The sequence below is a fragment of the Rhizobium sp. BT03 genome, assembly GCF_030053155.1.
Lineage (GTDB): Bacteria > Pseudomonadota > Alphaproteobacteria > Rhizobiales > Rhizobiaceae > Rhizobium.
Window position 1 is genome coordinate 956562 of the sequence record NZ_CP125640.1, and the last position, 14825, is coordinate 971386.

11 protein-coding genes are annotated in these 14825 nt (G+C 61.6%); 2 read left to right on the top strand and 9 right to left on the bottom strand.

Annotated elements, in window-relative coordinates; all coding sequences use genetic code 11:
- The first annotated feature begins 171 nt into the window (after nucleotides 1-171).
- A complete protein-coding gene (locus QMO80_RS04760; protein WP_283199077.1) occupies nucleotides 172-1425 on the top strand; it encodes a L,D-transpeptidase family protein in 1254 nt (417 codons plus the stop codon).
- A 146-nt stretch (nucleotides 1426-1571) separates the two neighbouring features.
- Here QMO80_RS04760 and dnaE read toward each other — a convergent pair whose 3' ends face one another.
- Nucleotides 1572-5069, bottom strand: coding sequence for a DNA polymerase III subunit alpha (gene dnaE / locus QMO80_RS04765; RefSeq protein ID WP_283199078.1), 3498 nt, complete (start codon nucleotides 5067-5069; stop codon nucleotides 1572-1574).
- Nucleotides 5070-5571: 502 nt separating this feature from the next.
- On the opposite strand from dnaE, the gene QMO80_RS04770 reads away from it, so the two are divergent.
- Complete coding sequence (locus QMO80_RS04770; RefSeq protein ID WP_283199079.1) at nucleotides 5572-6036, top strand: DUF5680 domain-containing protein; 465 nt, start codon at nucleotides 5572-5574, stop codon at nucleotides 6034-6036.
- A 129-nt stretch (nucleotides 6037-6165) separates the two neighbouring features.
- On the opposite strand, the gene QMO80_RS04775 is transcribed toward QMO80_RS04770, so the two are convergent.
- From QMO80_RS04775 to nuoN, 8 genes are all read right to left on the bottom strand, one after another.
- Nucleotides 6166-6849 (bottom strand): ABC transporter ATP-binding protein, encoded by a 684-nt coding sequence (locus QMO80_RS04775; RefSeq protein WP_283199080.1) that lies wholly within the window; start codon nucleotides 6847-6849, stop codon nucleotides 6166-6168.
- A 14-nt stretch (nucleotides 6850-6863) separates the two neighbouring features.
- Nucleotides 6864-8168, bottom strand: coding sequence for a lipoprotein-releasing ABC transporter permease subunit (locus QMO80_RS04780; RefSeq protein ID WP_283199081.1), 1305 nt, complete (start codon nucleotides 8166-8168; stop codon nucleotides 6864-6866).
- Nucleotides 8169-8183: 15 nt separating this feature from the next.
- Nucleotides 8184-9506, bottom strand: a complete 1323-nt coding sequence (proS, locus tag QMO80_RS04785; RefSeq protein WP_283199082.1) for a proline--tRNA ligase — start codon at nucleotides 9504-9506, stop codon at nucleotides 8184-8186.
- A 590-nt stretch (nucleotides 9507-10096) separates the two neighbouring features.
- Entirely contained in the window at nucleotides 10097-10372 is a 276-nt protein-coding gene (locus QMO80_RS04790; protein WP_003587260.1) for a DUF1467 family protein, read from the bottom strand.
- A gap of 143 nt (nucleotides 10373-10515) precedes the next feature.
- Nucleotides 10516-10920: a methylmalonyl-CoA epimerase gene (gene mce / locus QMO80_RS04795; RefSeq protein WP_283199083.1), complete on the bottom strand. Its 405-nt coding sequence runs from the start codon at nucleotides 10918-10920 to the stop codon at nucleotides 10516-10518.
- A gap of 2 nt (nucleotides 10921-10922) precedes the next feature.
- Nucleotides 10923-12593 (bottom strand): ribonuclease J, encoded by a 1671-nt coding sequence (locus QMO80_RS04800; RefSeq protein WP_283199084.1) that lies wholly within the window; start codon nucleotides 12591-12593, stop codon nucleotides 10923-10925.
- 17 nt (nucleotides 12594-12610) lie between these two features.
- The gene (locus tag QMO80_RS04805) at nucleotides 12611-13375 is read right to left on the bottom strand and encodes a biotin--[acetyl-CoA-carboxylase] ligase (protein WP_283199085.1); all 765 of its coding nucleotides are present in this window, start codon (nucleotides 13373-13375) and stop codon (nucleotides 12611-12613) included.
- A complete protein-coding gene (gene nuoN / locus QMO80_RS04810; protein ID WP_283199086.1) occupies nucleotides 13375-14820 on the bottom strand; it encodes an NADH-quinone oxidoreductase subunit NuoN in 1446 nt (481 codons plus the stop codon). Before nuoN ends, QMO80_RS04805 begins: the two co-directional genes overlap by 1 nt.
- Nucleotides 14821-14825: the final 5 nt, after the last annotated feature.

Consider the following 14825-nt stretch of genomic DNA (forward strand, 5'->3'; position numbering starts at 1 on the left):
TGCGACGCGCTTTAGCTCTTTGTCTTTATGCATGTCGTTATCCGGGAACCGCTGCACACTTCCCGGCGACATGCATTAACGCGTGAGCCGCGAGCGCCGCGCGGCCTATAAAATCTTCCTTAAACTTCGTCCCATAATGTGCCGGGCAAGTATTGCGTATGGTTGGCTATCATGTTCTCGCGTCTCGTCTTCGGCCTCGGCTTGCTGTCGGCCACTGCACTCGTGCACCCTGCTCTTGCCGCCGATGCGCGCACGCTGCAGATCATCGTCTCGAAGGACAAGCAGTCGCTTGCGGTCTATGACGGCACCGAGGTCGTCGCGACTTCGAAGGTCTCGACCGGCAAGGACGGGCACACGACGCCGAGCGGCATCTTCTCGGTGCTCGAAAAGCAGAAATACCACGAATCCAATCTCTATTCGAACGCGCCGATGCCCTTCATGCAAAGGCTGACATGGTCGGGCATCGCGCTGCACGAATCCAATTCCGTGCCGCGCTATCCGGCCTCGCATGGCTGCGTGCGCATGCCCGGCGCTTTTGCAAAAAAGCTTTACGGGATGACCGAGCCCGGCATTCCTGTCATCATCAGCGACGGCGAAGTAGTGCCGCAGCCGATCGACCATCCGACCCTTTTCCACCCAGAGGCGCCGGCGCCGATGCTGCTGCTTTCGGATGTCGAACTGCGGCCCTCGATGCCCGACAGCCCGGGGACACCGGTGCAGGTGGCGATGAACGATACCGCCGCAATGCCGATGCCGGCAGCGCCGGTTGCAGCGCCCGAAGCCGAGCCGCCGTCCGAGCCGATCAGCATGCTGATCACCCGCCGCACGCTGCGCGAGACGGTGATCGACATCCAGACCCTGCTTAACCAGCTCGGCTTTTCCGCCGGCGATCCGGACGGCTTGCTCGGGCCGGCGACCGTCCAGGCGATCAAGACCTTCAAGACGCTGCGGCCGGCGGAATTTGCCGGCGACAGGAGCCTCATCTCCGATGCGCTGCTCAAATCCGTCTATGCGGCGACGGGCAAGGGTGAACCGCCGAACGGCGTTATCATGGTGCGCCAGGCGTTCAAGCCGATCTTCGAAGCCCCGGTGACGATCGCCGATCCGGGACTGGCGCTCGGCACGCATTTCTTCACGCTGCATGCACTCGATGAAAAGGCCGGCACGGCGGATTGGCTCGCTATCACGCTGGAGAACAATCTCTCGCGCGAGACGATGAAGCGGCTCGGCATCACCAATCAGGAAAGCTCGATCGTCAGCGGCAGGCCGATCGCCCGGTCGCTCAGCCGCGTCACGATCCCAGAGGAGACCCGCCGCAGGATCGACGCGCTGATCGCGCCCGGCTCGACCCTGACGATCTCCGATACGGGCCTCGGCCGGGAGACCGGCGAAGGCACGGATTTCATCACCATCACAAGGGGTTGATGATTCCCCGGGGCGATAAACTATCGCCCGGGATAAACCATCGCCCGGGGCGATAACCGTCCACCCCGGAGATGATAATCATCACCCCGGGGATGATAATCATCACCCTGGGTGATGCGCGTCACCTAAGGTGAGGCGCATCACTCCTAGACAAGCTCGACATCGACGACGCCAGGGGCGGCGCGAAGCGCGGCGGCGATCTCCGGCGTGATGCGGTATTTCTCCGCCAGCGCCACTTCCACCTCGCGTTTGCCATCCTCCTTGATGACGATGAAGGAAACGAGGCCGTCGCCCTTGGCGTTGAGGTGGCCGGCGACCATTCTCAGCGGCCCGGAATCTCTGATATAGACGCGCAGCGCCTTCTGCATCTGCAGCGATTTTTCCTCCAGCGACTGGATCGTCTGGATGCGCAGGCCGATGCCCTCCGGCCGCTCCTCCCCCGTCGCGGTCAGCACGAAGGATTTTCCCGACTCCAGTACGTCGCGATACTGGTTGAGCATTTCCGAAAACAGCACCGCCTCGAACTGGCCGGAGGAATCGGAAAAGACGATGATGCCCATCTTGTTGCCGGTGCGGGTCTTGCGCTCCTGCTTCGAAATGACGGTGCCGGCGAGGCGCGCATTGAAGGCGCCCTGTTTGATCGCCTGGGAAAATTCGGCAAAGGTCTGCACCCGCATCTTCTGCAGGATGTTGCTGTAGGAATCGAGCGGATGGGCGGTGAGGTAGAAGCCCAGCACCTGGAACTCCTTGAGCAGCCGCTCGGAGGCAAGCCAGGGCGAAAACGGCGGCAGGGAAATTTTTTCAGGCCCCGAGGTCAGAGTGCTGCCGAATATGTCCGACTGGCCGCTCAGCTTGTTCTCCTGGGCGCGCTGGGCATAACCGAGGATACGGTCGAGGCCGGCTGAAAGCTGGGCGCGGTCGGTGCCGAAACAATCGAAGGCGCCGGCAAAGATCAGGCTTTCGAGCACGCGGCGATTGACCTGGCGCGGATCGATGCGCAGGCAGAAATCCTCGATACCGGCAAAGGGCTTGTCGCCGCGCACCTCGACGATATGGTCGACGGCGGATTCGCCGACGCCCTTGAGGGCGGCGAGCGCGTAGTAGATGCGGTTGTCGCCGGTCTGGAAATGGCGGAAGGAGGTCTGCACCGAAGGGGCGATCACCTCGATGCCGAGGCGCTTGGCATCCTGGCGGAAATCGTTGACCTTTTCCGTGTTGGACATGTCGAGCGTCATCGAGGCGGCGAGGAATTCGACCGGATAATGCGCCTTCATGTAGGCCGTCTGGTAGGAGACGATGGCGTAGGCGGCGGCATGCGACTTGTTGAAGCCGTAATTGGCGAACTTCGCCAGCAGTTCGAAGATATTGTCGGCCTGCGGCTTCGAGACGCCGTTCTTGACGGCGCCGACGACGAAGCGTTCGCGCTGCTGGTCCATCTCGGCCTTGATCTTCTTGCCCATGGCGCGGCGCAGAAGGTCGGCTTCACCAAGTGAATAGCCGGACAGGACCTGGGCGATCTGCATCACCTGCTCCTGATAGACGATAACGCCCTGGGTTTCCTTGAGCAGGTGGTCGATCATCGGATGGATCGACTCCAGCTCCTCGTCACCATGCTTGCGGGCATTGTAGGTCGGGATGTTCTCCATCGGGCCCGGGCGGTAGAGCGCCACCAGCGCGATGATATCCTCGATACAGTCCGGCTTCATGCCGATCAGCGCCTTGCGCATGCCGGCACTTTCCACCTGGAACACGCCGACCGTCTCGCCGCGCGACAGCATCTCGTAGGTGGGTTTGTCGTCGAGAGGAATGGCGGCGAGATCGACATTGATGCCGCGTTTGGCGACGAAATCGACCGCGACCTTCAGCACCGTCAGCGTCTTCAGGCCGAGAAAGTCGAATTTGACGAGGCCGGCCTGCTCCACCCACTTCATGTTGAACTGGGTGACCGGCATGTCGGAGCGCGGATCGCGATACATCGGCACCAGCTTGGAAAGCGGGCGGTCGCCGATGACGATGCCGGCGGCATGCGTCGAGGCATGGCGGTAAAGCCCCTCGATCTTCTGGGCGATGTCGAGCAGGCGCGCAACGACCGGTTCCTTCGCCGCCTCTTCCTGCAGCTTCGGCTCCTCCTCGATCGCTTTGGAGAGCGGCGTCGGATTGGCCGGATTGTTCGGCACCAGCTTGCAGATCTTGTCGACCTGGCCGTACGGCATCTCCAGCACGCGGCCGACGTCGCGAAGGGCGGCGCGTGCCTGCAGCGAACCGAAGGTGATGATCTGGGCCACCTGCTCGCGGCCATATTTGGCCTGGACGTAGCGGATCACCTCTTCGCGGCGGTCCTGGCAGAAGTCGATGTCGAAGTCCGGCATCGAGACGCGTTCCGGGTTGAGGAAGCGTTCGAAGAGCAGCGAAAACCGCAGCGGATCGACGTCGGTGATCGTCAAAGCGTAGGCAACCAGCGAACCGGCGCCCGAACCGCGGCCAGGGCCGACCGGAATGTCGTGCTGCTTGGCCCATTTGATGAAGTCGGCAACGATCAGGAAGTAACCGGGAAAACGCATGCGCTCGATGACGCTGAGTTCGAAATCCAGCCGCTCGCGATAATCCTTTTCCTCGTAGCCCGGCGACATGCCGAGCGTTGCAAGCCGCATGTCCAGCCCTTCGACCGCCTGGCGGCGCAACTCGCTCGCCTCGGCGCGCTCGGCCTCCTCGGCGTCGTCGGTCGCACCGGTGAAGCGCGGCAGGATCGGCTTTCGGGTCTTCAGCACGAAGGAGCAGCGCCTGGCGATCTCGATCGTGTTCTCCAGCGCTTCGGGCAGATCGGCGAAGAGCTTGGCCATCTCGGCCCGGCTCTTCAGATAATGGTCCGGGGTCAGGCGAAAGCGGCTGTCGTCGGAGACGATGGCATTGTGGGCGACCGCCATCAGCGCGTCATGGGCGTCGTAATCGTCACGCGTCGGAAAGAAGGCCTCGTTGGTCGCAACCAGCGGCAGGTCGTTGCTGTAGGCGAGCCCGACGATCTTCTGCTCGTGACGTTTGTCGTAGGTGCCGTGCCGCTGCAATTCGACATAGAGCCTGTCGCCGAAGAGACGTTTCAGCGCCAGCAGCCGGGCCTCCGCCTGCGCGGGATGGCCCTCCCGGATCGCCGCGTCGACGGGCCCGGTCAGGGCGCCGGTCAGGGCGATCAGCCCTTCCGTGCCGGCCTCCTCCAGCCAGGAGGCACGGATATGGATAGCCTGGTTGCTTTCACCGCCGAGATAGGCGCGGCTGACGAGATCGACGAGCCGTTCGTAACCGGCATCCGTGGCGGCGAGAAGAACGATCGACGGCAGCTTGACCAGCGCCTGCTGGCCGCCGCGCTTTTCCGTTTCCAGCCCATCTTCCATGTCGATCGAGACCTGGCAGCCGATGATCGGCTGCAGGCCCTCATCCATCGCCTTCTGGGAGAATTCCAGCGCGATGAACAGATTGTTGGTATCGGTGATGGCGATCGCCGGCTGGCTGTCGCCGGTCGCCTTGTAAAGGATCTTCTTCAGCGGCAAGGCGCCTTCGAGAAGCGAATAGGCGGAATGGACCCTCAGGTGGATGAAGCCCGGCGTGCCGCCGATCGCCTCACCCGTGGAACCCTTTGCCGTATCCGCCATGTCATGCCTTCCCAATCACCCGAATGAATCGGACGCATTGTCGGCATAGAGGGCGATGATGTCCAGAAGAAGTCCCGCGTCCGGACCGCATGATTGCCATGCGGTCCCCTGAAAACTTTAGATCGCCATGACGATGAGCGAGAAGCTGGCAACGAACATTGCGATGGAGGTGAATGCTGCGATATCACGGATCATGTCAGTCATTTGGCTCTCCTTTACTCGTTATGTTTTCAATTTGTTCGATGTATGTTCCATTGTCAACAGGAATCTTTTCCTTCTTTCTTGCGTTTGAAAAACCCGAAATGCGCATTGCGAATCGGTAGGCGGCAGCGAGCGATCCGATGGGGCGGCTCCTCCCCCTACCCGATCCGTGACGGATCGGACACGCTGCCCGAGCGGCAGACCGCCTCTCACGGCGACCGCCTGTTTTTGGCTTCCGTTCTGTTTTTGTTCTTTACATGGCGCAGCATATTTGCCAGCATCCGGCCGGGAGGAGAACGGCATGTTCGACATTGCGATGCTCAATGAATTCGTCGTGGAGGCCAAAGCTGCGACCTATGTCGGCGGCGGTGTGCCGCGCACGCCCTGCCGGCCGGGCGCTCACGATATCGGCTATGAGCGCGGCGACTGGCGTTATCTCGACAGTTACTTCGGCGGCACCGATTTCGCCGGACAGGAGGTTGTCTGGTTTGCCGGCGAGCCCGTCTGGGTGATGAATTATTTCGGCTGGATCGTCGCACCGGAGCTCATCGACGGCGCTGCCGCCGGTGCGGTGATCAAGGCGGCACTTTCAGCCATGTATCGGCAGGGACGCTTTCTCGGCGGCATGGAATTCGACCATCCGCTCGGCCGCTATCTCGATCGCAGCGAAGGGAACTGCGAGCGGTTCAGCGGCAATGAATGCATCATGGTCGACTTCAGGAAAGCCTATATGCTCGAATATCGCGGCGGATTGGTCGTCCCCTAATTGCAAGCCGACATATTGGAGCATGAAGTTATCCGAAAACCGCACACACTTTTCGGCATCATGCTTTAGCTCGTTGTTTTTATGCATGTCGTTATCCCGGAACCGCTGCACACTTCCGGGCGACATGCATTAGAAATCGACGATCTTGCCATCGGAGATCGTCACACGCCGATCCATGCGGCGGGCGAGCTCGTGATTGTGGGTGGCGATGAGGGCCGCGAGGCCGGACTGGCGCACCAGCGCCTCCAGCGCGTCGAAGACGTAACTTGCCGTTTCCGGGTCGAGATTGCCGGTCGGCTCATCGGCAAGAAGCAGGGTCGGCGCATTGGCGACGGCGCGGGCGATCGCAACGCGCTGCTGCTCGCCGCCGGAAAGCTCGCCGGGGCGATGGGCGCCGCGGTGGCCGATGCGCATATAATCGAGAAGCTGGCCGGCCCGCTCTCCTGCTTCCTTCCAGGACAGCCCGGCGATCAGCTGCGGCATCATGATGTTCTCAAGCGCGGAAAATTCCGGCAGCAGGTGGTGAAACTGGTAGACGAAGCCGATTTCGCTGCGGCGGATCGCCGTGCGCTTGTCATCGCTCAGGCCATCACAGGCATGGCCGTTGATGTTGACCTCGCCGCCGTCCGGATGCTCCAGCAGGCCGGCGACATGCAGCAGGGTCGACTTGCCGGTGCCTGAAGGAGCGACGAGAGCGACGATCTCGCCCTTCGACATCGAAAAATCCGCGCCCTTCAGGATCGGGAGCAGCGTATCGCCCTGCCCGTAATGGCGCTCGACGCCGGTAAGCTTGAGAACGACGTTGCGTTTCATGAAGGCGGCATTCCTTATTCGTAGCGCAGGGCCTGCACCGGATCGAGCCTGGAGGCGCGCCAGGCGGGGAAGATGGTCGCGATGAAGGAGAGCGTCAGCGCCATGACGACGATCGAGATCGTTTCGCTGAGATCCATCTCGGCCGGCAGCTGACTGAGGAAATAGACCTGCGGATTGAAGATCACGGTGCCTGAAATCCAGGAGAAGAACTGGCGAATGGATTCGATGTTGACGCAGACGAGGACGCCGAGCAGAACCCCGGCAACGGTGCCGACGATACCGATTGCCGCCCCGGTCATGAAGAAGATGCGCATGATCGCGCCGGCACTGGCGCCCATGGTACGCAGGATGGCGATATCGCTGCCCTTGTCCTTCACCAGCATGATGAGGCCGGAGATGATGTTCAGCGCCGCGACAAGCACGATCAGCGTCAGGATCATGAACATGACGTTGCGCTCGACCTGCAGCGCCGAGAAGAAGGTCTGGTTGCGCTGACGCCAGTCGGTCAGGTTGATCTGACGGCCTGCCGCCTGCTCGACCTTCGGTCTCAGCGTGTCGATATCGTCGGGGTGATCGACGAAAAGCTCGATCGACTGCACCAGCCCCTCGGCATTGAAAAAGAGCTGCGATTCCTCCAGCGGCATGAAGATGATCGAGGAATCATATTCCGACATGCCGATCGTGAAGAGGCCGGAGATCTTATAGGACTTGACGCGCGGGCTGACGCCCATCGGCGTGATGTCACCGTCCGGCGACGTCAGCGTGATAAGGTCGCCGACGCTCAGGCCGAGCTGGTTGGCCATGCCGGTGCCGATCAGTACGCCCTGGCCGGAGGCAAAACCCACCATGTCGCCCGGTTTGATATTCTCGGAGACCGCTTTGAGTTTGGTCAGGTCCTCGGCGCGGACGCCCCGCACCAGCGCGCCGGTACTGCCGCCGGCCTGGGCGGAGGCGAGCACCTGGCCTTCCACCAAGGGAAGCGCCATTTTGACTCCGGGCACCGCAGCAAGCCTGCTGGAGAGATCGGCATAATCGGTGAAGGGACCATCGGACGGCTGGACGATCATGTGGCCGTTGATGCCGAGGATGCGCGAGACGAGCTCGGTGCGGAAGCCGTTCATGACGGCCATGACGATGATCAGCGTCGCAACGCCGAGCATGATGCCGACGAAGGAAAAGCCGGCAATGACCGAGATGAAGGCTTCCTTGCGCCGGGCGCGCAGATAGCGCCAGGCCACGAGGCGTTCGAAGGTGGAAAATGGCCTGCCAGCCGGACCCAAGCCGGATTTTGAACTCCGGTCCACTGCTGCCTCTGCCATTTCGCCTCCGTTTCCTTAAGCCACGAACCTGTTGATCGCCGCTTCGATGGTCATCGTTTCGCGGGCGCCGGTCTTGCGGTCCTTCACCTCGACTTCGCCGTTGGCGACCGCGCGCGGGCCGGCGATGATCTGGACGGGCACGCCGATCAGGTCGGCGGTCGCGAACTTCGTGCCGGCCCGGTCGTCGGTATCGTCGTAGAGCACATCCTTGCCGGCCTTGGTGAGCGCCGCATAGATCAGCTCGCAAGTATCGTCGCAGGCCTGATCGCCCGCCTTCATGTTGATCACCACGACATCGAAGGGCGTGACCGAGGCCGGCCAGATGATTCCGTTGTCGTCATGCGATGCCTCGATGATGGCGGGAACAAGGCGTGTCGGGCCGATACCGTAGGAACCCATGTGAACGAAGTGTTCCTTGCCGTCGGGCCCCTGCACTTTCGCGCCCATCGCCTCGGAATATTTCGTGCCGAAATAGAAGATATGGCCGACCTCGATGCCGCGCGCCGAAAGCCGCTCGCCTTCGGGAACGGCGTTGAAGGCGGCCTCGTCGTGCATTTCCGAGGTCGCCGCATAGAGCGAGGTCCATTTGTCGAAAATCGCCTTCAGGCCCTCGACGCTGTCGAAATCGGTGTTGTCGTCGGGAATATCGAAGCCGACGAAATCCTTGTGGCAGAAGACCTCGGATTCGCCGGTGTCGGCGAGGATGATGAATTCATGGCTGAGATTGCCGCCGATCGGGCCGGTATCGGCACGCATCGGAATGGCGCGCAGGCCAAGCCGATCGAAGGTTCTGAGGTAGGCGGCGAACATCTTGTTGTAGGAATGCTCCGCCCCTTCGCGCGTCAGATCGAAGGAATAGGCATCCTTCATCATGAATTCGCGCGAGCGCATGGTGCCGAAGCGCGGACGGATCTCGTCGCGGAACTTCAGCTGGATGTGATAGAGATTGAGCGGCAGATCCTTGTAGGACTTGACGGAGGAGCGGAAAATATCCGTCACCATCTCCTCGTTGGTGGGGCCATAGAGCATCGGCCGATCCTGCCGGTCCTTGATGCGCAGCATCTCCTTGCCATAGGCGTCGTAGCGGCCGCTTTCCTGCCAGAGTTCGGCCGACTGCAGTGTCGGCATCGACAGCTCGATGGCGCCTGCCCGGTTCTGCTCGTCGCGGATAATGGCGTTGACCTTATCGAGCACGCGTTTGCCGAGCGGCAGCCAGGAATAGATGCCCTGCGACTGCTGGCGGATCATGCCGGCGCGCAGCATCAGCCGGTGGGAGACGATTTCCGCCTCCTTGGGGTTTTCCTTGAGGATGGGCATGAAATAGCGGGACAGACGCATGGCGGATTCCGAAGCAGTTGAGATCCCGCAGCAGGCGGAATCGAAAGACAATGGTTAATGTCGGGAGGTTCATAGCCGCTTCGCGGCAGGAAGGAAACCCGCAACTGATGTCGGCAACCTCCCGCACGCGCATGTTCGCAGCCGCAAAATGCAAGGGGGTGAAAAAGCGCGTGTTTATAAGGACTTGAACGAAAGTCCTGTCAACAGAAAAATTTTGCTAGAGTGTAGCAAAAATGCAAAAAAAGCTGATGACAAAGCCCAATGTTTGAGCTAGCTTTAGCTCACAAAACAGGCAGGAAGGATAAATTCTTGCCGAATTCGCGGTCAAGTCTTGGGAGGATCAGATCTTAGGCGCGCTCGTCGCTGCCCCGGCAACGGTTACAGATCACGCGATACTTAAAACAAGGCTTTTAGCCTTGTTTTTTTTTGGCTTTTCGGCCTCATCCCATCCGCAAAATACTGCTGTCTTCCGTAACGGAATCGACCCAGTTCCGTTACGGGAGCTCTTTGCCGTAAAAATGTGACGTCGATATGACGGTATACCGTCTGGCGAATTTACATCTGCCCAAAGTTTGAGCAAAAGCTACTTCTTAGTAGAAGCTCGGCCCGAGTTGTGGAAGGGCATCGAAGCCCCAGCCGAAATAGGTGTCGCAGACATACCAGGTGCCATAGATCAGAGCCGAGATCAGCGTCGTCAGCGAAAAGGTGAAGACGGCGCGAAACCGGCTGGGCGCGCTCGGAACGGTGCCGAGCACGACGTCATTGTCCTCAGCCTGGGTGCGCAGACCAATCGGCAGGACAGCGAAAAGCGTCATCCACCAGATGATGAAGTAGACGGCAAATCCCTGAAGAAAAATCTGGAGCATTAGGGTTCCCGGTGGGGTCGCGCCGACAGAACGGGCGACAGACGTTCATTCACTTTGAGTTAGGCGCCCTTATACGGCGGAATGGCGATCAATTCAAAGCGGATGAAGCGCGTGGCCGCCTTGCGGGCATTCTGCCGCAGGCTTCACGCCTGTTCGATCTCGATCAGCGTGCCGAAGAAATCCTTGGGGTGCAGAAACAGCACCGGCTTGCCATGCGCGCCGGTTTTCGGCCGGCCGTCGCCGAGCACCCTCGCCCCGGCCGCGACCAGCCGGTCACGGGCGAGAACGATATCGTCCACCTCGTAGCAGATGTGATGCATGCCGCCGGACGGGTTCTTTTCGAGGAAGGCTGCGATCGGCGAGGCCTCGCCAAGCGGCTGCAGCAATTCGACCTTGGTGTTCGGCAATTCGACGAAGACGACGGTGACGCCGTGCTCCGGCAGAGCCTGCGGCTGCGATACGGCAGCACCCAGCGTGTCGCGATAGGCAGCCGTCGCCGCTGCCAGATCGGGAACGGCGATGGCGATATGGTTTACTCGCCCAAGCATGGTCAGACCTTGGTGACGAAGGCGGTGACGACCGGCTTCTTGCCCCAGGCATGGTTTGCGGCGGCGCGAATGGCGCGGCGCACCGCCTCCTGCACCATGTCGATATCCTTGCGGCGGGCGCGCGGAATGCTTTCGACTGCGCTGATCGCCGCTTCGAAGAGCGTATCTTCCATCTCCTCGCCCTCGTCGTCATAAACCGGCAGGCCGATCGACACGAGATCGGGATCGCCGATGATGTCATAGCGGGCGTCGAGCACGATGCTGACCGCGACGTGACCGACATAGGAGAGCTTCTTGCGCTCGCCGATCCCCATCTCGTCGAAATCGCCGATCAGCGACCCGTCCTTGTAGATGCGGCCATGCGGCGCCTCGCCGATCACCTCGACGGGGCCTGGCGCCAGCCGCAGGATATCGCCGTTGCGCACGCGCGGCACGATCGCGATGCCGGATTGCTCGGCAAGTTCCTTATGCGCCGTCAGATGCGTCGCCTCGCCATGCACCGGCACGACGATCTTCGGCCGCGTCCACTCGTACATCCGCTGCAGCTCGTTGCGGCGGGGATGGCCGGAGACGTGAACCAGCGCCTCGGTATCGGTGATGATGTGCACGCCCTGCTCGACGAGGCCGTTCTTGATGTCCTGGATCGCCTTCTCGTTGCCGGGAATAGCGCGGGAGGAAAACACGACGATATCGCCTGCCGCAAAGGCGACATTGCGCATCTCGTCGCGGGAGAGCTTGGCAAGCGCTGCCCGCGCCTCGCCCTGGCTGCCGGTCAGGATGACGACGACCTTGTCACGCGGGATGTAACCGTATTCCTCCTCGGAGATGAAAGGTTTTACGCCCTCCATCAGACCGATATCCTGGGCGACGTCGACGACGCGCTTCAGCGAGCTGCCGAGCAGCAGCACTTCGCGGCCGGCCGCCTCGGCAGCTTCGGCAACGGTGCGGATGCGCCCGACATTCGACGAGAAGGTGGTGATCGCCACCCGGCCCTCGGCATCCTCGATGATCTTGCGCAAGCTTTCCGACACATCCTTCTCGGAGGGCGAAACACCGTCGCGCAGCGCATTGGTGGAATCGCACATCAGCGCCAGCACACCCTCGTCGCCGAGCTGGCGGAAGCGCGTCTCATCGGTCAGGGGGCCGAGCGAGGGCTCGTGGTCGATCTTCCAGTCGCCGGTGTGGATGACATTGCCGGACGGCGTGCGGATCATCAGCGACATCGGCTCGGGGATCGAATGGTTGACGGCCACGCCTTCGATGCTGAAGGGGCCGACATTGATCGTGTCGCCTGCCTTGAACGGCGTCACCGGCACTTCGCCGATCCTCGCCTTCTCGAAATTGCGCTTGGCTTCGAGCAGGCCAGCGGTAAAGCCCGAGGCATAGACCGGCACGTTCAAGCCCGGCCAGAGATCGGCGAGCGCGCCATAATGATCTTCATGCGCATGGGTGATGATGATCGCTTTGAGATTCTTGCGCTCACTGGCGAGGAAGCGGATATCGGGCAGCACGAGGTCGACGCCCGGCAGATCGGGCCCGGGAAAGGTGACGCCGCAATCGACCATGATCCATTGGCGATGCTCGGGCGGGCCGTAGCCGTAAAGAGCGAGATTCATGCCGATCTCGCCAACGCCGCCCAGAGGCAGGAATACCAACTCGTCCTGTTTCGCCATAATTTTCGTTTTTTCCGCTATCCAAAAAACACATCACCGGCAGCAATGGGCATTATCCTGCCAGTGCCGGTATCGAGCATCAACAAGCCATTATCATCAATTCCGGCGAATTGTCCGGAAATCGAGCGGTCCGGCAAATTCACCGTGATCTTTTCGCCGATGCCGCAGGCGATCGCCCGCCAGCGGGCGGTGATTTCGGCGATGCCGCGGCCCTGGTCCCATTGATCAAGCACATCGGCCATCGAAGCGAAGAGATGCGCGAACAACTCTTCCGGCGAGGCCGCACTTGCGTGCTGACGCAGGCAGGTGACGGGGTAGAGGGGATTATCCGGCATCACCGAGACATTGATGCCGATGCCGACGATCAGCGCGTAGCGGCCGTCGGGCAGCCCCTCGCCTTCGACGAGGATGCCGCAGGTCTTCTTGCGGCCGATGAGAATATCGTTCGGCCATTTGACCTCGAGCGGCTCGGCGCCCGGCGGCAGCACCTGGCGGATCGCCTGGTGCACCGCAACGGCGACGGCCAGCGGCAGGGAACTCAGGCGCTCCATCGGCGCCGGATCGATCAGCAGAAGAGAGGCGTAGAGATTGCCGCGTTCGGAAACCCAGAGCCGGCCGCGACGGCCGCGACCGCCCGTCTGCCGTTCGGCCGTCACCCAGAGATCGCCGCCGTCGCCCGCCCGAGCCCGGGCGAGGCATTCGCTGTTGGTGGACGATGTTTCCGACAGAGCCTCGTGCCTGAAATCGCCGAGCGATATCCGGCGCCGTCCGTCGGAAGCCATCAAAAGAGCGTCGCGGCGGCAAGCTCCGCCGCACCGCCGATCGGGCCGCCGATGAGGACATAGGCGGTGACGAAAAGACCGGAGAGACCGAAGACCAGACGCAACGAACCGGAGACACGGGCGAATTCGCCGGTCGCCTCATCGAACCACATCAGCTTGATGACGCGCAGATAATAGTAGGCGCCGACAACCGAGGCGAGAACGCCGATGATGGCGAGCGCATAAAGCTTGGCTTCGATGGCGGCGACGAAGACGAAGTACTTGGCGAAGAAGCCGGCGAGCGGCGGAATGCCGGCAAGCGAGAACATCAGCGCCGTCAGCACCACGGCCATGAACGGGTTGGTGGTGGAAAGCCCGGCGAGATCGTTGACCTCCTCGACGACGGTGCCGTCCTTGCGGCGCATCGACATGATGATCGCAAAGCTGCCGAGGGTCATGACCATATAGATGACCATGTAGAGCATGACACCGGAAACACCGGTCTGATTGCCGGCGGCAAGGCCGACCAGCGCGTAGCCCATGTGGCCGATCGACGAATAGGCCATCAGCCGCTTGATGTTTTTCTGGCCGATCGCGGCAAAGGAGCCGAGCAGCATCGAGGCGATCGAGATGAAGACGACGACCTGCTGCCAGTCGGCCAGGACCGGCTGAAAGGCGGTGATGACGATGCGGGTCATCATTGCCATGGCGGCAACCTTGGGGGCTGCGGCCAGGAAGGCGGTGACCGGCGTCGGCGCGCCTTCATAGACGTCAGGCGTCCACATGTGGAAGGGAACGGCCGAGATCTTGAAAGCGATGCCGGCGAGGATGAAGACCAGACCGAAGATCAGGCCGAGCGACCGCGCACCCTCGACCGAAAGCGCCTGGGCGATCTCGGAGAAGTGGGTGTGGCCGGTGAAGCCATAGACCAGCGACATGCCGTAGAGCAGCATGCCCGAAGAAAGCGCGCCGAGAACGAAATATTTCAGGCCGGCTTCGGTCGACTTCAGGCTGTCGCGGTTGATCGCGGCGACGACATAAAGCGCCAGCGACTGCAGTTCCAGCGCCAGATAGAGCGAGATCAGGTCGTTGGCCGAGATCATCAGCAAGATGCCGAGGGTCGCAAGCACCAGCAGAACCGGGAACTCGAACTTGTCGAGCTGATTTTCGCGGGCGTGGCCGATCGTCATGAACAGGGCGACCAGCGAACCGATGAGCGCCACCAGCTTCATGAAGCGCGAGAAGCCGTCGGCCATGTAGACGCCGCCATAGGCAAGGCCTTCTGCCGGCACGAAGAGCAGCCACAGGCCTGCAGCCAGCAGCAGCACGATGGCGAGGCAGGTGACGACGAGGCCCGACCGCTCGCCCGAGAAGACGCCGACCATCAACAGGACCAGGGCGCCGACCGCGAGGATCAGCTCCGGCGCGGAAAGATGCAGACTGAGGAGAATTGTTTCAGCGGTCATGTCCG

Excerpts from the sequence above, each read along its gene's own strand:
- QMO80_RS04760 (WP_283199077.1), top strand. The coding sequence starts at position 172 with ATGTTCTCGCGTCTCGTCTTCGGCCTCGGCTTGCTGTCGGCCACTGCA.
- dnaE (WP_283199078.1), bottom strand. The coding sequence starts at position 5,069 with ATGGCGGATACGGCAAAGGGTTCCACGGGTGAGGCGATCGGCGGCACG.
- QMO80_RS04770 (WP_283199079.1), top strand. The coding sequence starts at position 5,572 with ATGTTCGACATTGCGATGCTCAATGAATTCGTCGTGGAGGCCAAAGCT.
- QMO80_RS04775 (WP_283199080.1), bottom strand. The coding sequence starts at position 6,849 with ATGAAACGCAACGTCGTTCTCAAGCTTACCGGCGTCGAGCGCCATTAC.
- QMO80_RS04780 (WP_283199081.1), bottom strand. The coding sequence starts at position 8,168 with ATGGCAGAGGCAGCAGTGGACCGGAGTTCAAAATCCGGCTTGGGTCCG.
- proS (WP_283199082.1), bottom strand. The coding sequence starts at position 9,506 with ATGCGTCTGTCCCGCTATTTCATGCCCATCCTCAAGGAAAACCCCAAG.
- QMO80_RS04790 (WP_003587260.1), bottom strand. The coding sequence starts at position 10,372 with ATGCTCCAGATTTTTCTTCAGGGATTTGCCGTCTACTTCATCATCTGG.
- mce (WP_283199083.1), bottom strand. The coding sequence starts at position 10,920 with ATGCTTGGGCGAGTAAACCATATCGCCATCGCCGTTCCCGATCTGGCA.
- QMO80_RS04800 (WP_283199084.1), bottom strand. The coding sequence starts at position 12,593 with ATGGCGAAACAGGACGAGTTGGTATTCCTGCCTCTGGGCGGCGTTGGC.
- QMO80_RS04805 (WP_283199085.1), bottom strand. The coding sequence starts at position 13,375 with ATGGCTTCCGACGGACGGCGCCGGATATCGCTCGGCGATTTCAGGCAC.
- nuoN (WP_283199086.1), bottom strand. The coding sequence starts at position 14,820 with ATGACCGCTGAAACAATTCTCCTCAGTCTGCATCTTTCCGCGCCGGAG.